This window comes from Shewanella sp. SW1, from assembly GCF_025653545.1.
Lineage (GTDB): Bacteria > Pseudomonadota > Gammaproteobacteria > Enterobacterales > Shewanellaceae > Shewanella > Shewanella oncorhynchi.
The window spans coordinates 44,825-64,544 of sequence record NZ_JAKKSG010000018.1 but is presented as its reverse complement, the minus strand read 5'-3'; the positions used below and the strand labels follow the sequence as shown (position 1 = coordinate 64,544).

At 45.5% G+C, this 19,720-nt stretch carries 21 protein-coding genes; 12 read left to right on the top strand and 9 right to left on the bottom strand.

Features of this window, described 5'->3' with window-relative positions:
- Positions 1-200: 200 nt before the first annotated feature.
- The 4 genes from nrfD to L5M71_RS16365 form a co-directional block, all read right to left on the bottom strand.
- A complete protein-coding gene (gene nrfD / locus L5M71_RS16380; protein WP_105250593.1) occupies positions 201-1,142 on the bottom strand; it encodes a cytochrome c nitrite reductase subunit NrfD in 942 nt (313 codons plus the stop codon).
- Positions 1,139-1,825: a 4Fe-4S dicluster domain-containing protein gene (locus L5M71_RS16375; protein WP_105250594.1), complete on the bottom strand. Its 687-nt coding sequence runs from the start codon at positions 1,823-1,825 to the stop codon at positions 1,139-1,141. Before L5M71_RS16375 ends, nrfD begins: the two co-directional genes overlap by 4 nt.
- A 3-nt stretch (positions 1,826-1,828) precedes the next feature.
- Positions 1,829-2,293, bottom strand: a complete 465-nt coding sequence (locus L5M71_RS16370; protein WP_173248177.1) for a cytochrome c3 family protein — start codon at positions 2,291-2,293, stop codon at positions 1,829-1,831.
- A 76-nt stretch (positions 2,294-2,369) separates the two neighbouring features.
- Entirely contained in the window at positions 2,370-2,846 is a 477-nt protein-coding gene (locus tag L5M71_RS16365; RefSeq protein WP_263208737.1) for a hypothetical protein, read from the bottom strand.
- Positions 2,847-3,255: 409 nt separating this feature from the next.
- Between L5M71_RS16365 and L5M71_RS16360 the strand changes: the two genes are divergently transcribed.
- The 5 genes from L5M71_RS16360 (at position 3,256) to menE (ending at position 9,451) form a co-directional block, all read left to right on the top strand.
- Positions 3,256-4,224: a LysR family transcriptional regulator gene (locus tag L5M71_RS16360; RefSeq protein ID WP_263208735.1), complete on the top strand. Its 969-nt coding sequence runs from the start codon at positions 3,256-3,258 to the stop codon at positions 4,222-4,224.
- Between the two features lie 185 nt (positions 4,225-4,409).
- Positions 4,410-6,131: a 2-succinyl-5-enolpyruvyl-6-hydroxy-3-cyclohexene-1-carboxylic-acid synthase gene (gene menD, locus L5M71_RS16355; protein ID WP_263196362.1), complete on the top strand. Its 1,722-nt coding sequence runs from the start codon at positions 4,410-4,412 to the stop codon at positions 6,129-6,131.
- Positions 6,131-6,919 carry a 2-succinyl-6-hydroxy-2,4-cyclohexadiene-1-carboxylate synthase gene (menH, locus tag L5M71_RS16350; protein ID WP_263208732.1) on the top strand — a complete coding sequence of 263 codons (789 nt, stop codon included), beginning with the start codon at positions 6,131-6,133 and terminating at the stop codon, positions 6,917-6,919. Before menD ends, menH begins: the two co-directional genes overlap by 1 nt.
- Before the next feature lie 26 nt (positions 6,920-6,945).
- Positions 6,946-8,046, top strand: a complete 1,101-nt coding sequence (gene menC, locus L5M71_RS16345; RefSeq protein ID WP_263208729.1) for an o-succinylbenzoate synthase — start codon at positions 6,946-6,948, stop codon at positions 8,044-8,046.
- Complete coding sequence (gene menE, locus L5M71_RS16340) at positions 8,012-9,451, top strand: o-succinylbenzoate--CoA ligase (protein ID WP_411568990.1); 1,440 nt, start codon at positions 8,012-8,014, stop codon at positions 9,449-9,451. Before menC ends, menE begins: the two co-directional genes overlap by 35 nt.
- 100 nt (positions 9,452-9,551) lie before the next feature.
- On the opposite strand, the gene rpoH is transcribed toward menE, so the two are convergent.
- The 4 genes from rpoH to ftsY all read right to left on the bottom strand — a co-directional run bounded on the left by rpoH (position 9,552) and on the right by ftsY (position 13,927).
- On the bottom strand, positions 9,552-10,409 hold the full coding sequence (gene rpoH / locus L5M71_RS16335) for an RNA polymerase sigma factor RpoH (RefSeq protein WP_006079635.1): 858 nt from the start codon (positions 10,407-10,409) through the stop codon (positions 9,552-9,554).
- Between the two features lie 225 nt (positions 10,410-10,634).
- Positions 10,635-11,600: a permease-like cell division protein FtsX gene (gene ftsX, locus L5M71_RS16330; protein ID WP_113940269.1), complete on the bottom strand. Its 966-nt coding sequence runs from the start codon at positions 11,598-11,600 to the stop codon at positions 10,635-10,637.
- The gene (gene ftsE / locus L5M71_RS16325) at positions 11,597-12,313 is read right to left on the bottom strand and encodes a cell division ATP-binding protein FtsE (RefSeq protein ID WP_212599516.1); all 717 of its coding nucleotides are present in this window, start codon (positions 12,311-12,313) and stop codon (positions 11,597-11,599) included. Before ftsE ends, ftsX begins: the two co-directional genes overlap by 4 nt.
- A 3-nt stretch (positions 12,314-12,316) precedes the next feature.
- Entirely contained in the window at positions 12,317-13,927 is a 1,611-nt protein-coding gene (gene ftsY, locus L5M71_RS16320; RefSeq protein ID WP_263179132.1) for a signal recognition particle-docking protein FtsY, read from the bottom strand.
- Positions 13,928-14,140: 213 nt separating this feature from the next.
- Here ftsY and rsmD point away from each other — a divergent pair, with 213 nt between their 5' ends.
- On the top strand, positions 14,141-14,809 hold the full coding sequence (rsmD, locus tag L5M71_RS16315; RefSeq protein ID WP_263175671.1) for a 16S rRNA (guanine(966)-N(2))-methyltransferase RsmD: 669 nt from the start codon (positions 14,141-14,143) through the stop codon (positions 14,807-14,809).
- Positions 14,784-15,068, top strand: a complete 285-nt coding sequence (locus L5M71_RS16310; RefSeq protein ID WP_263168555.1) for a DUF1145 domain-containing protein — start codon at positions 14,784-14,786, stop codon at positions 15,066-15,068. The genes rsmD and L5M71_RS16310 overlap by 26 nt, the downstream gene beginning before the upstream one ends.
- Positions 15,069-15,146: 78 nt before the next feature.
- Here L5M71_RS16310 and L5M71_RS16305 read toward each other — a convergent pair whose 3' ends face one another.
- Entirely contained in the window at positions 15,147-15,710 is a 564-nt protein-coding gene (locus L5M71_RS16305) for a NapC/NirT family cytochrome c (protein ID WP_105250630.1), read from the bottom strand.
- A gap of 434 nt (positions 15,711-16,144) precedes the next feature.
- Here L5M71_RS16305 and L5M71_RS16300 point away from each other — a divergent pair, with 434 nt between their 5' ends.
- The 5 genes from L5M71_RS16300 to L5M71_RS16280 all read left to right on the top strand — a co-directional run bounded on the left by L5M71_RS16300 (position 16,145) and on the right by L5M71_RS16280 (position 19,712).
- Entirely contained in the window at positions 16,145-16,507 is a 363-nt protein-coding gene (locus L5M71_RS16300) for a hypothetical protein (RefSeq protein WP_198572390.1), read from the top strand.
- Between the two features lie 100 nt (positions 16,508-16,607).
- The gene (locus L5M71_RS16295) at positions 16,608-17,063 is read left to right on the top strand and encodes a DUF2057 family protein (protein ID WP_198572391.1); all 456 of its coding nucleotides are present in this window, start codon (positions 16,608-16,610) and stop codon (positions 17,061-17,063) included.
- A 109-nt stretch (positions 17,064-17,172) separates the two neighbouring features.
- A complete protein-coding gene (locus tag L5M71_RS16290; RefSeq protein WP_263168558.1) occupies positions 17,173-17,610 on the top strand; it encodes a hypothetical protein in 438 nt (145 codons plus the stop codon).
- 278 nt (positions 17,611-17,888) lie between these two features.
- On the top strand, positions 17,889-18,149 hold the full coding sequence (locus L5M71_RS16285) for a heavy metal-binding domain-containing protein (RefSeq protein WP_198572393.1): 261 nt from the start codon (positions 17,889-17,891) through the stop codon (positions 18,147-18,149).
- A gap of 21 nt (positions 18,150-18,170) precedes the next feature.
- Positions 18,171-19,712 (top strand): efflux RND transporter periplasmic adaptor subunit, encoded by a 1,542-nt coding sequence (locus L5M71_RS16280; protein ID WP_263208725.1) that lies wholly within the window; start codon positions 18,171-18,173, stop codon positions 19,710-19,712.
- Positions 19,713-19,720 lie beyond the last annotated feature (8 nt).

Here is a 19,720-nt window from a genome sequence, read left to right as displayed (position 1 = left end):
CAAAATATTGAAGTGTAAAATATGGCATCCTTGCCCAGCGACCTCCCTGTTACACAACCAACCGCGGCTAGACTTAACCCTTGAGAGCTCAGCCAGCGCCGCAAGGGCCTCATCTACAATGTTTTCCTTTGACATTGTTTCCGCGATCCGTCGATTCCATTGATTATTATGATTTTTTCGTCATTAATTAACGGCACGCCTTAAGCGATCGTCATTTGTCCTGTATAGAGTATGAAGTTACGTAGCAGTAATACCCCTATCAAGCTCAAGCAAGCCGTCCCCGCCACATAGGCCCATTTCCGTTTAGATGTCGCCGTCATAAACAGATTCATCGCCAATGGTCCAGACAAACCGAGTCCAATAATACCAAGCCAGAAAATCCATCCCCAGAAGCCATACCCTAAGGCATTAAAGGCGGCTATTTTACTCTGTCCACCTGTTAGCACTAAGCCCATAAAGAAGGTAAAAATCAGCACGATTTCAACTAAAATCAGTGGGATTTCAACCTTGTGGATAAAGTGCACCTCTTTGTCATTAGGTTTACCATTCATCAACACGCCACCGAGTAAAGATGATGCCGCACCGGAAGACAAACCAGATGCCAAAAACAGCAGAGGTAACACAGGGTTTTTAAGCATGGGATAGCCTGGCAAGGCCGAGAGCAGGAAGCCTGTATACGCGCCCAATGCCAAGGATAGAATCACGAGCAATCCTGTAATTGTCGCTTCAAATCGAGCCAATAATGCGGTCAACTTAAGCACAATAGGAAAGCGTGTTTCACACCAAGCATCAACAGGTTTACGGAAGGTCAAACCAATCCACATAAACATAAATACTTGGTAAATCAGCAGAATAAGCACGCCCATCGACATGACAGATTTAGGGTTGTAGAACACCAAAATCTTCCAAAAATCGAGAGGTTTAGTTAAGTCTGCGACCAATATCCCTAACCCGGCCATCACAGCTACAGGCGCGACAATACAAGCGGCTCGCACAAAACCAGACTGATAGGCGTTTTGCTTCAAAACAAAATGTTTCAACAGTACGGCGAAGAACATGGCTCCCGCAGATACACCCGCTAAAAACAGGTAAATTGCAATCGGCCAATGCCACACTAAGGTATCAAAATGTAGGGCACTCATAGTATCACCTCCCCTGATTTTGCAACGATACGGAACAATTTAGGTCTCGTTCCAAGATCAACCTTAGTGCGCTGGGTTGGATTAGACCGCAGAACTTGAACAACCTCAGAAGTCGGATCTTTTAAATTACCGAACACGAGTGCCTTTGTTGGGCAAGCAGCAACACAGGCAGGTTGTTTACCTTGAGCTAGGTTAGTTTCTCGGCAGAAATCACACTTATCCGCCGCATGGGTGACAGGATTAATAAAACGGACTTGATAAGGACAAGCTGCAATACAGTATTGGCAACCTACGCATTTCCATGCATCGACAGAAACGATACCCGTTTCTTTATCAATAAATGCAGCTCCCGTTGGACATACATTTACACAGGGCGCGTCTTCACAATGCTGGCAAGACTTGCGACTAAAGTGATAAAACTGATTAGGGTATTCGCCAAAAGGACCCGCTTGCTTAATTTGAAGCCTAGACACACCTTCGGGTACATTATTCACTTCACGGCAGGCCACCTCACACGCTTGGCAACCTATACACTTAGTTTCATCATGAATAAGTGCATATTTGACATCAGGTTCTGCTTTAACACTATCCGATGCATTCACTGTGGCGAGTAATGATGCACCTGTAGCGCCGGCAAATAAGGCACAGGTGCCTTTTAGAAATCTTCTTTTTGAATTTTCCATAACCTACTCCTGCTTGCCAGTGTGGCAACTGCTACATAGCTCACTGCGAATCTTCGGCGTCATATCCGCCATTGGATCCGTTGGGCTATGTAATTTATGGCAGGCGGCACAAGGCACTTTTTGAGCATGTACGTTATGCGTCCAATCTGCTCCACTGAGTTTTTTCTTGGTATGACATTTCTGACACACTCTCAGCTGAACCGTCAGATCCGACGATTCTTCCATACCAAAGACCACCATATCATTCGGTTTCTTAGGGTGGTCGCCCTTTTCTCCATGACAGGAAGAACAGCTCATTTTCATCGCATCTTGACCATGATGCCCTAACATTTGACCATTACGCTTGTGACACTTCATACAAGCATCACTGTTAATTTGATTGGCTGGCTCAGCACTCATTGCAGAAAAGCTTAAAAGCAACGCAGCAGCACCTAAGCGTAACGACCACAGCCATTGTCTTTTGGACATAGGAAGTCCTCACATTTATCCGTAGGAAGGTAAAGAAGGGGTCGAGTTCGGATAATTCCGAACCCGACGGTCAAGATCACACAGCCAAGGCTTGCTTAAGACTCTGAGTATCCCACTGTTTATGCTGGTTCATTTCAATGAAACTGATATTGAACTTGCTAAACAGTTTTTTCAGTGGTGAGTTAGTTTCTTTGCCAAAATCACTGATCACCATTTTCACTTCAGATGAATCATGGTCGATCAATACATAATCGAGTCGGCATTCATGATTTAATTCCGTATCATGTTTGTCCATCTCAAATACAGTGTCTAATGGCACGTTACAACAAACATCGTATTTACCTTCAACAACTGTTTTTAATGATTTAAAAAAATTGAAGCTTTGTTTATCAAACAATACTGGTTTAAGTTTCATCTCATGATGTGCGGCTTCATCAGGACCTGCTTTAAAAAACTTAATGCAAGTCATGACAAACATCACAAACACGAATGGTACTGCTACGAATAGTACGAAGTACATAAACGCATAGCTGAAAATGACTGAAGTATTCATACACGCCTCCAAAAACTAATTTATTTTTTGTTATCTCCTTTAAAGCAACTTTAGTATTATTTTAAAACACTTATTTTTTCTTGATGCATGTCACACTTGCAAACAACAACTTAAATATAAACAATGATTTACATTGCGCGTCACATTGCAAAATTATGTAAATCTTAAATACAAATATTGATACTTGATAATTCAGCATTTGCATTTTAAATATGTAAATATTAGTTTTTGAAATTTTAAATTTTATGAAAAACCATTTTAAACATTAAAAATAAAACAAAAAAACCTTTGATACACATAGATAAAATCTAGATCCAAAACTTGGGATTAGTTTCACATTAAAATTATTAATTAGCACCATAATTAGGCGTTGATTTAAGTATTTGCTCAATATTAAGGAATATAAAAAATGCACATTAGTAACATGGATGGCCTCGATATTCTGAGTTTAAAAATACTTGTTTCATTATATGAGAACAAGTCAGCAACCTATGTATCGAAAGCGCTAGACATTCCAGCTCCTAAAATCAGCCGTAGCCTTAAAAATCTACGGGAAATTTTTGGTGATGAGTTATTTATCCGTCGTAAATATGGCTTATTCCCAAATGAGTTTGCTACTCATTTATATCCAATTGCAAAAGAAGCAATTGAGTGTACTGATAAGTTTCAAAAAGCCAGAATAGCAAACACTCGCCAAGTTAAGACGCATGTCGAAATAGCAGCGCCAGGATTAATTGCCTACACCTTCCCTAAGGCCTTGATGCAGGCTATTAAAGAAGAGCAAAAACCCATGCACATTAATATAAACCCTTGGTCTATGCATACGACTCAAGACATTATTAATGGTGATACAACCCTAGGTATTTGTTGCAATAAAAGTGCTGCCGATGTTGCCGCCTTCGGCGATAAACTGCTAACGACAGAATTGCAACGTATGGACAAACTCTACCTGATTGCTAGCAGGCATCATCCTATTTTTAAACGGGAAATCACCCTAGAAACGATTGCGGAATACCCCTATGTCAATACGGATCTTGGTAATCCCAGCACCAAATTGAGTCCATACCAAGAGTTTTGCATAACGAATGGCATTAAACTCAATACTGAAATTACCATTACCAGTATTTCAAGTTTGTTTGAATATCTAAGCGAAAGTAATGCAGTCTCCCTATTGCCTTATCGGATAGTTTACGAAATGGTGAGCGATGTTCCTGAACTGCATGCGTGTCAACTATCGCAGTATGAAGCAGAACGTTTATATGCAGATACAGAAACCCCAACGATTTTCTTAGTGCAAAAAAATCAGCCTAATGCAATCAATGAGGACTTGAAATGGTTAAGCGGAGAGATTAAAAAAATCGTCGATCGTATTATCTAGCCAAGTAATAGCTCAACATATCCAAACAACAAACCACCGATACACGAGGTGACAGGCATCCTCTGCCTTAGCTTAGGCTCCACCTCAGCCCCCATGCGATCCACTCGAGAATTGTTAAACCAAGCATACATCTTGGAGCATAAACACGTTACACTAAGCCCATCTTTATCCTAATAGATTCAGCTATGCGGACCGAAAATACAGCCACTCTTAATCTTATTTGGGGCGCCCTTATTCTTGAGGAGTTAGCACGTCTTGGCGTGCAACATGTGTGTATGGCGCCGGGCTCGCGCTCAACACCGTTAACCCTCGCCGCCGCCCAGCAAACTAAACTCCAGCGTCACTTACATTTCGATGAGCGTGGGCTCGGCTTTATGGCCTTAGGTCTAGCCAAAGCCAGCCGCGCACCGGTCGCCATCATTACGACCTCAGGCACAGCAGTCGCCAACTTGTACCCTGCCATTGTGGAGGCGTGGCTGACCCATGTACCTTTAATCGTCTTAAGTGGCGATCGTCCGCCAGAATTACTCGGCTGCGGTGCTAATCAAGCCATAGTCCAACCGGGAATTTTTGCGAATTATGCCACTCAAGTGAATTTGCCAACACCGGATACACATATCGCACCGCAGGCGTTGCTTACCACAGTGGATGAAGCAGTGGCGAATCAAACTCGCCCAGTGCATATCAACTGCATGTACCGGGAGCCCTTGTATCCGAGTGAACTCGGTGGCGCGATTCTCGATGCCGAATCACCTTATCTCAAACCATTGCAAACTTGGCTACAGCTCGCACGCCCGTATACCCAATACGGTAAGAGCAAACAGGTGAGCGGCCCAAGTGACGATGCCATTATGCGGTTCGTCCACGGTAAAGGGGTGATCGTTGTCGGTACTCTCACGCCTGAACAAGATCCACAACAGCTCATTGCCCTATCGCAAAAAATCGGCTGGCCATTACTTACCGATGCCCAGTCGCAACTGCGTCAGCATCCCGCGGCAATAGGTAATATTGATCAACTGCTGCAACATCCAAGGGCGCGCAATCTATTGCAGGAAGCGGATCGTGTACTCGTATTCGGCGGCCGTTTATTATCAAAACGCTTGATAGGTTATCTCGCCGAGCAAAATTGGCACAGCTATTGGCAGGTTTTACCAGAACAAGACAGGCTTGACCCTAGCCACAATGCTAAACACATTTGGCACGCGAATGCACAGCAGTTTGCAGCCTTAAATTGGTATCGCTCATCCTCGGCAAACTGGGCGAATACCCTAATCACCTATAACGATGAATTGCATAACTTATTTGTGCGCAATATCGACCAAGGGGAATTTGGTGAAGCACAAGTTGTGCGCGCCATCGCCAATACTCGTCCGCTAGAACAGCAGCTTTTTATCGGCAACAGCCTGCCTGTACGCTTGTACGACATGTATGCCCCTGTCAGTTGTTGTACGGCAACCACTTATACTAATCGTGGCGCATCGGGTATTGACGGATTACTCGCCACCGCCTGCGGTATTGCGGCCCATGAAGGCAAACCCACGAGTTTAATCATCGGTGATTTATCACAACTGCACGATCTTAACTCGCTGGCCATCGCTAAAGGCTTAACCAGCCCGCTGGTGATCGTGATCCTCAATAACGATGGCGGTAACATCTTTAACTTATTGCCCGTTCCCAATGAACAAGTCCGTAGCGATTATTATCGACTCAGCCACGGTTTAGAATTTGGCTACGCCGCAGCTATGTTTAATTTGCCCTATAATCAAGTGGATAATTTAGCCGATTTTCAAGATAGCTATAATGAAGCGCTGGATTTTCAGGGGGCTTCGATCATTGAAGTCAATGTAAGTCAAACACAAGCCAGCGACCAAATCGCCGAGCTCAACTTGTGGGTGAAACAAAGCTAATGCCAACCATGGCCCGTTACGGCAATTCTTCACTACCGACCTTAGTGCTACTGCATGGATTTTTAGGCACTAAGGCCGACTGGTTGCCGTTAATGCCTGCGCTAAGCCAGCACTTTCACTGTATTTGCTTAGATCTGCCGGGCCATGGGGATAACCAAAGGGAGTTGAAGCCAACCGAATTAAATGGATTTAACCAATGTGTTGAAGATGTGTTGGCACACCTGAATGACCTTCACATTGGTCAATTCCATCTCTACGGTTATTCTCTCGGTGGCCGTATTGCTCTGCACCTTGCCAAAGCCTATCCAGAAAGACTACTGAGCCTAAACCTCGAATCCTGCCATCCTGGACTTACAGACCCGCAAGAAAAACTTGCCAGAATCAAAAATGATACTCAGTGGGCCGAGCGTTTACTGCATCTGAATAGCAAAGACTTTTTAAGCTTGTGGTATCAGCAGCCCGTATTTGCCGATATGACGGCTACCAAACGAAAAACCTTAATCGAGCATCGTTCTCCAGCATTAGATCTGCATCCTAAACAGCGGCTTAAAGAGGTATTCATAGCCACCTCACTCGCACACCAAGCATCGATGTGGGATGTACCTTTGCAGCTTACCTGTGAGTGCCATTTCTTTGCTGGCAACCAAGATGCTAAGTTCCACGCCCTCGCCCAAGAGTGGCAATTACACGCGCCCATCCTCGTCCATAGTATTCACGGCGCCGGCCACAACATACACCAAGCTGCTCCCGAGGCATTAACCTCAAAAATAGTGAAGTTGCTAGGGTAATGACAGAATTAAAATGTAGGTAATATATGATATTAACTTTGCTTAACCTGTATCAATATCGACTACCGCTCGACGTATTATTGCCCGTCGGCAAGCAACGTATCGATCACAGAGCGGGATTAGTACTACAAGCCAGTGCTAATGTTGGTGGCGAGCATAGACAAGTCGAAGTTGAAATTACCCCACTCTCTGGCATAGATGTCGATGAACAAGCCTTGATGGGGTTCAGCCGTGAAACACTCACTCAAGTGCAAACGGCTTTGACTGGATTATTACCCCAACTCTGCGGTCAGCATATTGATACATTGCTGGAATGCGCCGAGCAAAGCCCTTACCCTTCTTTGGCCTTTGGTTTAAGTCTGTTACATGCCAAGTTAATGGGCAAACTCGATGCCATCCGTCCACAAACGGCCACAGTCCCTTTGATTTATCATCCAACGGATGCGAGCAGAGACTTGCTCGATAGCAAAATTGCCGCCCTTGGCTGTAATGTTCGTTCGGTGAAAGTCAAAGTCGCGCAAACTTCAATTGAAGATGAACTAAGCCTGATTTATGGCATTTTACGTACCCGCCCCGATCTCAAATTGCGTTTAGACGCGAACCGAGGGTTTACACTTGAGCAAGCAATCGAATTTGCCGCTTGCTTGCCCCTAGAGACCATAGAGTACATTGAAGAACCTTGCCTGAATCATCATGATAATCATGAATTTTATCAAGCAATTGGTATACCCTACGCCCTCGATGAATCGCTTAACGATCCAGAATACCAGTTTGTAATGCAAAATGGCCTGACTGCGCTTGTCATCAAACCTATGCTGCTCGGCAGTATCGAAAAACTAGCTAATTTAATCGATACGGCGCAAAGCTATGGCGTACGTTGCATTATCAGTTCGAGTCTAGAGAGCAGTTTAGGCATTAATGATCTGGCTCATTTAGCCGCGATTCTCACTCCGGATGAAATCCCTGGGCTCGATACCCTCAGCGCCTTTAGCCAAGATTTAATCGTGTCATCGGGTAAAAAATACTGCCTCACACTCGCGCAACTTGAGCCAATTGCACTGCATACCATTGATTCAATGCAACAAAATGATGATGCAGCTAAAAGTGAGGGAAACGAGTTTGTCTAATGCCAGCCTATCAAAACCGCTTGCACTGTCACCCGTGCACCAAGCTGCGCTTGCGTTTCCACAGCAGACAGCCATCAAGTTGGCGGGGCAAGACATTAGCTACTCAGGGCTTAGCCAGCGCGTTATCGCACTGGCTCAGCAGCTAAGCGCTGCGAGGATCTCAAACGGTGAGCCGCTCGCCTGTATTGCTAGCAATAATCTCGAGATCATTTGTCTCTATTGGGCCTGCATCGATATAGGAGCAATCTTTTTTCCTATCTCGCCCCGTTTCCCCCTCGCGCAGATCCAAGACTTAATTAATGAACATCAGATCCGCTATGTTTGGAGTGCTGAGGTTTGTGAACTACAGAATTGTCATCACTTGCGCTTAAATTTTAATCGCATTAGCAGTGACTTAGCCCAGCCTGTCGACTTTACTCGTCCAGCTAATGTGATTTTAACTTCAGGCTCTAGTGGCTTTCCCAAAGCGGCGGTGCATTGCTTAGCGAATCATATTGCCAATGCCGAAGGTGCCCGCAGCTTAATCCCACTCGAACAAGGTGATGCTTGGCTACTCTCCTTGCCCTTATTCCATATTGGCGGTCTTGCGATATTAAACCGCTGTGCCTTAGTCGGTGCCAGTGTTGTCCTGCCAGATCAAGCGCTTAGCCTTGGTCAGCAGATTGACCAAGATCAGTTGACTCACATATCTCTCGTTCCCACACAACTGAGCAAGTTACTCGCCGATACGAGCAGCAAGCTTAAAAGTATCAAAGCCTTATTACTTGGTGGCGGCGCAGTCTCAATCGACTTACTCCAACAACTTAAGCAACGCAATATCGCCAGTTACACCAGTTACGGCATGACGGAAATGGGCTCGCAGATCACCACAGGTCACGCTTTTAGCGACGGCAGCAGTGGCAAATTACTCCCCAAGCGTGAGCTTAAAATCGAAGATGGTGTGATTTTGGTGCGCGGCGCATGCCTGTTTATGGGCTATCTCACCGCGGATGGAATACAAAAGTGCGTTGAACAAGACGGCTGGTTTTACACCAAAGACAAGGGCGAATGGGACGAAAATGGTAATCTGCGCATTCTTGGTCGCGTCGATAATATGTTTATCTGCGGCGGCGAAAACATCCAGCCAGAAGAAATCGAAGCCGCGCTTAAACAACATCCACAAATAGACGATGCAATCGTTTTCGCCATACCAGATGTACAATTTGGCAATCTCCCTGCCGCCATCATTCGCGGCAGTTTAACTCATCTCACAGAGTCGATTGCAAGTGAACTCGAATTGTTCCTCGCCGACAAAATCGCCCGCTTCAAACGCCCAAGACAGTATTATGTATGGCCAGAAAATCATGAGCAGGCAGGGCTGAAAGTAAATAGAAAAGCCTTGATAGCTAATCTTGTTAAACACTGATTTATCATCAACGTCATCAAGCCAAATTTCACCCATAAAAAAACCTGCCGCAGCAGGTTTTTTTATGGTTAAGTTACAATCATTTTACACGTGATGTGACTTAGGCTTCCATACAAGCTTTTAGCTTGTTCATGGCATTTTTCTCAAGTTGGCGAATACGTTCAGCCGACACTTGATAAGTCTCTGCAAGTTCTTGCAGTGTGGTTTTATCGTCATCTAACCAACGGGCGCGCAGAATATGCTGGCTGCGTTCGTCTAAGGTTTTGATGGCCGATAATAAACGACCTTGGGCATTCGATTCCCAGTTGTCGTTTTCAATGTTTTCCGCTAAATCCGATGAATGATCTTCCAAATAATGGACTGGGGCAAAATCATGCTCCTCGTCTTGATCATTGGTTAAATCAAATGCCGGATCTTGCGCAGCCATACGTGATTCCATTTCGGTCACATCGGCCTTAGACACACCTAAATTTTCAGCCACCATAGTGACTTCTGCATCGCTGAACCAACCTAAGCGTTTTTTCGCTTTACGGATGTTAAAGAACAACTTACGTTGCGCTTTAGTGGTCGCGACTTTAACAATGCGCCAGTTTTTCAGCACATATTCATGAATTTCAGCTTTGATCCAGTGCACAGCAAAAGACACTAGACGCACGCCAACATCGGGATCGAAGCGTTTAACCGCTTTCATCAAGCCTATGTTGCCTTCTTGGATCAGGTCTGCCTGTGGCAAACCATAGCCTGAATAGCCCTTTGCAACGTGCACTACAAAACGTAAGTGCGACATAATCAGTTGCTTCGCAGCTTGTAGATCACCAGTTTCCTGTAAACGCTTGGCCAACTCATACTCAGCCTCAGCGTCCAGCATGCTGATGCTAGTCACTGAATGGATATAAGCTTCTAGACTACTGGCGCCCTGTGGGACTGTCAGTGCCATTGATTGCGTTTGAAAGGTCATTCGCTCTCCTACATTTATCAGACTACTTAACGAGTGCATTCTTAGGTTCAACAACAAAATACCCTAAGAATAAGCTCACGAACTATCGGCTAATTGACAGAGTATGTCAACCTCAGCTCGTTTGCAGATACCCTTTTTACCTCGCTGAAGTAGACATTGCAAGTGAACAAAAGTTCATTACTCAGCATTTTTTTCGTCACTTTTTTTAGTTTAATCGACTGATTATTATGAAGGTTCAATCGACCGTAAATGCTGGCGTACAGACAAATACGAACCTAACCAACCTAAAAATGAGGCAAGTCCAACCAATTGCAGCAGTTCAATAAAAGTGAGTGATTTCATTTCAAGCTGACTGCCATACAAGCCTAAAAGTTCGGCAAGGGCGGAATCGAGATACCACACTAATAAGTTGATGATAAGCCAAGCCAATATGCCGCCAATGACTCCGTACCAAATCCCAGTGTAGAGAAATGGGCGCTGGATAAAGGCTTCGGTTGCCCCGACGAGCTTCATCACTTCAATTTCGCTGCGCCGATTCATAATCGCTAAGCGAATCGTATTACCTATCACTAAGACCACGGCCAGCACGAGTAACGCGGCAATCGCCATCACAGTACGTTCGAGTAGACGCACTACCGCCTGTAACCGTTCTAACCATTCGATATCTAAACGGCCAAAGCTAATCTCAGGCTCGCGCTCTAGTTTAGTTAAGAGTTCACGGGCGCCCACCGGCGTTGAGTAACGCGGCGTAGGCGTAACGGTAATGACCGCGGGCAAAGGATTTTTATCTAAATAGGCCAAGGCCTCACCAAACCCAGATAAGCGTTGGAATTCTTCTAGCGCTTGATTTTTATCAATATATTGCACTTTATCCACTTCGGGATATGTCCGAATGCGAGTCAGCAGGCTCTGAATCGTTTGTTCACTACGATTATCGTCGATAAACAAGGAGATCTCTGCCGCGCTGTTCCAGGAACTGGTAATGGTCTCGGCATTTTTAACTAGCACTTGCAATGCTGCAGGCAAACTTAGGCTCACACCTAAGACAGCCATGGTCATCACAGAGGATATTGGGTTGCGCCAGAGCTCTCCCATGCTCGCCATTGCTTGCTGCGCATGGCGAATAAAAAACATCACAATCCGACCAGACAGAGGCAGCTTGCTGCGAGTTAATTTTGCGCTATCGCTCATTGCCCTTCGCCTCTATTCGTCGATGCACTGCGAGTGTGTACATTAGGATGCAACTCTTGTGCACCTAACATACGGCCCTGTTTGAGGGTAAAAGTGCGATATTTCATTCGTGCAATAAGACCTAAATCATGGGTGGCAATTAATACGCTGGTTCCCGCATCATTAAAGGTTTCAAACAGACGCAAAATATCCATAGATAATTTAGGATCTAAGTTACCCGTAGGCTCATCGGCGAGCAGTAAAGGTGGTTTATTCACAATCGCACGGGCAATGCCAACACGTTGCTGTTCGCCGCCGGACAACATAATTGGGTTATGCCGCTCCTTGCCATATAAACCCACCATGTCGAGGGCACCCGCAACACGCTTACGAATTTCGCCATGGGAGAATCCCTCAATCACCAGTGGTAAAGCCACATTGTCGAACACACTTCGGTCCATCAATAGATGATGGTTCTGGAAAATCATCCCGATATTGCGGCGCAAATAAGGCACATGTTTAGGGCTGACTTTAGCGATATCGTGACCGTTAATCGCGACGCGCCCCGTTGTTGCCCGCTCGATTACCGTGATTAATTTCAACAGCGTACTTTTACCCGCCCCCGAGTGGCCGGTTAAAAATGCCATTTCACCTTGCTGTAGATGAAAATTCACATCCTCCAGCGCCATTTGGCCGCCAGGATAAATCTTACTGACCTGCTGAAAATCAATCATAAATTAGCTATCCGCTTTTTCTTGAGTGAACAAGGCATCGATAAATTCTTTCGAATTGAAGGTTCGCAAATCATCAATTTGCTCACCCACACCTATGTAACGGATCGGAATATTAAACTTATCAGCAATCGCAAATACCACGCCGCCCTTAGCCGTTCCATCTAACTTGCTGATGGTAATACCCGTTACACCTACGGCTTCCTGGAATAATTGTGCTTGGCTAATCGCGTTTTGCCCCGTGCTCGCATCTAATGTCAGCATGACCTCATGCGGCGTATCTGGGTCGAGCTTCTTCATCACTCGCACCACTTTCTTTAATTCTTCCATCAAGTGCGCTTTATTCTGTAAACGACCAGCAGTGTCGGCAATCAATACATCCACTTTACGCGCCTTGGCCGCTTGCAAAGCATCGAACAACACAGAGGCACTATCGGCACCTGTATGCTGGGCAATCACTGTAATATCATTACGTTGACCCCAAACCTGTAGCTGCTCAACCGCTGCAGCACGGAAGGTATCACCCGCGGCTAACATCACTGACTTACCTTGGCTCTGATATTGTTTGGCTAATTTGCCAATAGTGGTGGTTTTACCCACGCCATTAACGCCAACCATTAAGATAACAAATGGGCCATTAGCATTGTCTGGCACTAACGGGATAGCGACAGGATCGAGTGTTTTTTGCAACTCATCCCGCAGTAATTCATATAAAGCTTCGGCATCTTTAAGCTGCTTACGTGAGGCATGCTCTGTCAAATTCTTGATTAATCGCGTAGTGGTTTCGACACCAACGTCGGCGATTAATAATTGTTCTTCGAGTTCTTCAAACAGATCGTCATCGATTTTCTTGCCGCGAAATAGGCCGATAAAACCACTGCCGATATTCTCGCTGGTACGCATTAAGCCACGTTTCAGGCGAGCAAAGAGCCCTTCCTTAACGGGTCGAGCCTGCGGCTCAGGTTGTAATTCAGCAACTGCTGTAACAGTTTGCTCAGTTTCAGCTTGTTGCTGAACTAAAGCCTCTGCTTGCTCACGTGCTAGTGCTTCGCCAGCGAGTTGTTCTGCAGCTAAGGCTTCAGCAGCATGCTGTTCGGCGGCCAAGCGGGCAAGTTCAGCTTGTTCCGCTGCGAGTAATTCTGCTTCTAGCTGAGCGGCAACTACACGCGCCGCCTCTGCTTGAGCTAATTGCTCTGCGGCGGCTTGCTCAACCGCTAACTGCTGTGCTGCCAATTGTTCTGCGATGCGTTGCTCTGCTCCTGACTGTGCTTCGGCTAACTTCTCTGCAGCATGCTTTTCTGCACTAAGTTGTTCAGCGGCCAAACGTGTCGCTTCAGCTTGCTGATTAGCAAAATGCAACGATTCAATTCGGGCATGCTCAAGGGCAAATTGCTCGGCTTCGGCTTTTGCCTGTGTTTGTTCGGCCGCTAACTGTTCTGCAGCCTGTTTTTCAGCATGAGCTTCGGCCTCGATGGCCCCTTGTGCCTCTACTTGTTCCTGCGCTACACGCTGTGCTGCATCACTATCTTGTGTTGGAGTAACAACTGGCGTTTCAGCGACGACCTCATCTTGTGACTTATCTTTACGAAACCAAGAGAAAAAACCTTTCTTTGCCATGTGTGATTCCAGCGCTCTACTTCAGTATTGAATTTTGAATAAGACCCTGATGTTATACCAGATTGCCTCGGCAATTACGCCCAAAAAGTCGGCAATTAGCTAAGCTCAGTTAGCCTTCTCACCTTTTAGTGAGACTTTGATATAAAATAGCGGCCTTTATTAAGGTGGCACAGTCTACCACTTTCTTTCTTCAGGCAAAATCACGGGGGCACTTTGGTTAATCATCGAACGGTCAAAAATAATGTGACCAAGGGTCAAACAGCCAAAAATAAACCCGGCAGTGGACAAGTGCGGATCATCGCAGGCCAATGGCGCTCGCGTCGTCTACCTATCCAAGATCTCGAAGGTTTACGCCCAACGACAGACAGGGTTCGCGAAACACTCTTTAACTGGCTGGCTAATGATTTAGTCAATGCACGTGTACTCGACTGTTTTGGCGGTAGTGGCGCTTTAGCTCTCGAAGCCTTGTCCCGCTATGCCAGTTTCGCCCAAATTATCGAGTTGCAACGCGGCGCAGCCCTGCAATTAAAAGAAAATCTGCAAACCCTTAAATGCGATAAGGCCGAAGTGCTCAATGCTGATACGTTAGTGGTACTGCAAAGGGGCTGCGAGCAAGGTTTCGATGTGGTATTTATCGATCCCCCCTTTCGTAAGGGATTGGCAGAAAAGACGATTCAACTGCTAGATTCTCAAGGTTGGCTTAATGATGGTGCGCTGATTTATGTTGAAATCGAGTCTGAATTGCCGCAACTTGCTATCCCTTCGCGCTGGCACGCCTTAAAAGAAAAGAATGCAGGGCAAGTGAGCTACCGTTTATATCAATATCACTCAGAAACCACTGTTGAGCCCATCGAAGATGAAAACCATGCCCTTATTGATTAACTTAGGTAAAGCCATCACTCTGATTGCATGGTTGATGATGGCCTACAACTTAGTCATCCCCTTTGAAGGCAATGTGGCGATTACTTTAAATATCCTGTTTGCCATTACCTGCATGATGCATTGCTTCCAAGTCGCGATTTTCCACATGCTGTTTAAGACCTTACTACCATTAACGAAACAAGATTATCTACAAGTGTTTATCTTCGGAATTTTCAGCCTGTTAGCTTATCGACAACGGGTGATGACTCAAGCGAATTAACCGAGCACACAGACAGCAAAAAGCCCTCTATTGAGGGCTTTTTAATGGCTATCAATTAAGAAACTGAATCGCTAAACCTTATCCTTTTGGATATGGGTGTGCTACGCCTTTATGGCAGTCAACACAGGTCTTTCTCGCGTCAGGTTCTTTCTTGAAGTTATTTGAGTGCATTCTTACAGCCATTTTACTCATAGTTTCTGGCTGATTCTCGTAAATACGAGTGTGGCAATGCTGACAGTTAGCAGAATCGTTCGCACGGAAATAGTTCAGCGCTTTATCCGCTTGTTCTTTACGATTTTCATCTAACCAGGCTTGAGTGTTAAAGCCATCAATTGTCATGAAACCATATAAATCTTTAGATACGATGATTTTTTTGATCAAATAATCGACTGGACCATGGGGTAAGTGACAGTCTTGACACTGAACCGTAATCCCCGCTTTGCCGCCGCCATGGGCAGAAGCCAACACTTCATCCTTCAGCGAATGATTGCTATGGCAAGACATACAGAACTCATCTGTACTGGTCGCGTGTAATGTTTGTTGAGTGGTAAAGTATCCCACAACACCCACTACAATACCGACGACCAGTAGCGCCAGGATTGAATATTTCGCGCTAGGTTTAAATAGTGCACGCCAGTTCATCACTCTATCTCCAAAATTGTCAAAATTAGTTTTTATAAGACTAGTTTATGCTCTTTCATTTATTAGAAATTTGATTTTAAGCCGAAATTTGCTGATTAAATTAACCTTAAAAGCGCAAAATGAGACTTAGCTCTAACTATTTGGACGTCATTTGGTAAAAACCGCTAGCTGAACTGTGATGCACTTTAACTAAAGCTAATGCAATCACCCGATAATCGCAAGTTACCGATTATCGCGATGAGATTTCCCCTTTGAGAATCAATCACTATTGAAATCATTTCTAGAAAATAGAAATGTGATCCAGTCGATGTTTTGTTTAATTATTGAAGTAGGCGGAGAAATAAATCATTAAAAATTAAAATTTGAATCGTATATGAAACTTTATTGGGCTAACTAAGGTCTCTAAGGGTAAGCAATCAATTTTCAGAGTTATCATGGCTAAATTTTGGATCACCATAGCAGTGTTATTTTCGCTAATCGCCCAATCGGCGATAGTGAGTGCTATGCCAACTTCAGCCAACACCAATGGCCACAGCAGTCAAACCATGCTGATGATGGATGCAGAAATGAACTGCACCATGCCAGATTGTTCTGCATCCGATTGCTTGCAACACTGCCAAGATAGTATGACAAGTCATTGTCAAACCCATTGCCTATCATCACTTTACCTTGAGCCTGCAGTGCTAGAACTGGCCTTCGCCAACCCAGCAAGCAAGCGTATTGCCATACAAGGCTGGGCGATGCAAACTGCCGACCTCGGGCTCACCACACCGCCTCCTAACTCCAATTCACTGTAACGTCTTTCGTTTTTTACAACGTAAAACCGACTAAACACCTTTGATTGCGCCGCTGCATATTCGCACCGCAACGAGGTACAGAGAATTTTTGGAGTTTATTATGAAAACCACTTTATTGAACAAAAGCTTACTAGGCCTTACTTTCGTTATCGGTGCCTTATTAAGTAGCACCACAGTTACAGCCGCCAGCTTAAATAGCACAGATGCGCTCAGTGTTATCAGTATCAATGGTGTGCCAACCACGCCCTTTAAACCCATCCAACTCTCCGCAGGGAAAGTACTGCTCGAGCTAAAATATCAGGATATATTTGATTATCGCGCCGATGATAGTGGCAACTGGGTTAAATCAGCGCCGCTTTACTTAGTGCTGGATGTGAAGGCGAGTGATAGCTACCAAATCACCCAGCCCAAAATAATGACTGAAGCTGAAGCGCGTCAATTTATTAAATATCCAACGATTCAACTCAGTATTAATGGTGACAAAGCGGGCGAATATCCACTGCAAAGCCACAGCCAACTGATGGCGAAAATGTTAGTCAGCAATCCCGCTTTCTAATTTAGACGAGTTAAATATTTAATCTGAGGCATGTGCTGAAATGTGAGTTAAATCATTACAGCATAATGCCTCTATGCTAGACTCGAGCCGTTCATCATTTGGAATACTTATGCATCACACACTCAGTCGTTATTTTTTAGTCATATTCACTCTACTCGCACTCGTCGGGCAAAGTGTCGTGTCTAATGGTCACGCCATGGTGCCACACACTATGGATATGAGTGCGATGAATCATGAGGTTTCCTCCCAAATGCACCACGCTACAATGATGCAGATGGACACGGAGAACAGTTCTGACTCACATTCAATGGCCAACACGGATTGCTGCAACGATAAAATGCTTCCCGGCGCGAAACAGCATTGCTGTGATGGCACCACATCATGTTCAAATGATTGTGGTCATTGTTTGACGATTTCAGTCGCTGGCACTCTATTCAGCCCACACCTCTGGCCAAGTGTGAGCATGAGCGATACTGCAATGGCCACTCCTATGCCTCATTTCCACTCTATCTCTTTGTCTTCGGCCTTTAAACCACCGATAGCCTAGCTCTACTTTGTGCTTATTGGGCAAATAAACCCTTAAAAAAAGCCAAACGACCAAGCTAAAACGACAATGCTGTTAGCCCTAAGCTAACGCCCTATTTAGCCGTTTATTGTGGTGCCTTATCATTAAATCGTGCACCCGAGTCTAGCAAAACGTTGATTACTGAGCCGAATGCCAAATTGTGGCATCAATTCGTCTATCGAAGCGAACCGCTTTGATCCACTGTGCTCACTGACGTTTATGCGCTCGTATTCGGCCGTTAATCCGATGGAGTGAATAATATGAAAACACTAACTAATCTCGCCTTAATCACATTCTTGCTGACCAGCACAAGCGTGTTTGCGACGGCCGCGCCGCACGCACATCAACACGACAATGCAAATCCACAGGAACAAGCACATACCCATGTTTGCCCTATGCACCCTGAAGTGACTGGCAGCAAAGAGGATACTTGCCCTCAATGTGGTATGAACTTAGAGCCAAAGGCAATAGAAGCAAAACCGGCTGAAGGTGCGGCAAAAAACGCCCACAAACACCACTAAGCTAGGCTGGAGATGAGGCATATGAATTCATTTAAAACCGTAAAAAAGCAGACCCCTAAAGCCGTACTGATCTTGAGTAGCTTACTCTTAGGTACGCCTTGGTTGAGCCATGCCCAACTGGCGAGCACACAAGAGCCCGTGGCGACCGAAGCTGCAGTAAATTCTGCAACAGCGCCTAAAAATAATTCGTTAAATCAAGTAAAAACCTACACTTGCCCTATGCATCCCGAAGTGCTCAGCCATGAGCCTGGTCGCTGCCCTAAGTGCAATATGTTTTTAGTTGAGAAACAAGATACCGCAAACGCTGCGGCCGAGCATGCGCAGCATCAAGCCGCAGATCACCAAACCTCTGAGCATGGGCAAACCTTGGCAGCGAAAGCTTCGAGTCAGGTATTCGACACCCCAACACCTAAGGCCGACAGTTTAGTCAAAGCTCAAAACCACGTGACAACAATCAAGTACGTTTGCCCTATGCATGCCCACATTATCAGTGACGTACCCGGCACTTGCCCTATCTGCGGCATGAACTTAGAAAAAGTCGAAACGGGCGGCAATACCCAAGAAATCAATATCAATGTTTCCGGCAGTATGCAGCAAGCGCTGGCACTCAAAGTCGCCAAGGTTGAACGCGACACACTGTGGAAATTTGTCGAAACCGTCGGTCAAATCGATTACGACGAAAGCCAGATCACCCATATCCATGCCCGCGTCACTGGCTGGATTGAAAAACTGATGATCAAATCCGTGGGCGATACCGTTAAGAAAGACCAGCTTATCTACGAGATCTATTCCCCCGATTTAATTAACGCCCAAGATGACTACCTGCTCGCCATGGACACCGCCAAAGCAAACGGCCAAGGCCGCTACAAAGATTTGGTGCGCAATGCGGGTTTACGCTTATCTTTCCTTGGTTTTAACGACAGGCAAATCAAACAATTAGCAGAGTCACATCAAACCCAGTATCGCGTACCTTTCTACGCCAAAGAGGATGGCATAGTTAAAGCCCTCGACGTTCGTGATGGCATGTACATTCAGCCTTCGACCGAAGTCATGTCCCTAGTGGATCTCTCTAAGGTATGGGTGATTGCCGATGTATTCGAGAATGAGCAAAGCTGGATTGCTAAAGGTCAAAAGGCCGAAATTGCCGTTCCCGCCATGAATATCAGTGGCATCGAAGGCACGATCGATTACATCTACCCTGAGCTTGACCCAGTCACTCGCAGCCTGCGAGTTCGAGTGGTTCTCAACAATGCCGACGTAGATTTAAGACCTAAAACCCTCGCGAAAGTCTCGCTATTCGGTGGCCCGAATAAAGATGTGCTCGTGATCCCGCAGGAAGCTTTAATTCAGACGGGTAAAGAAAACCGCGTGATCGTCAAACAAACCGATGACAGCTTTACCGCCAAGGCCGTCACAGTCGGCATGATGAGCCAAGGTAAAGCCGAGATTATTTCAGGCCTGAATGAAGGTGAACGGGTGGTGATTTCGGGGCAATTCTTACTCGACTCCGAAGCCAGTCTCAAGGGCAGCTTAATGCGTTTAAGCAGCGGTCATCAGCACTAGGAGCGCGT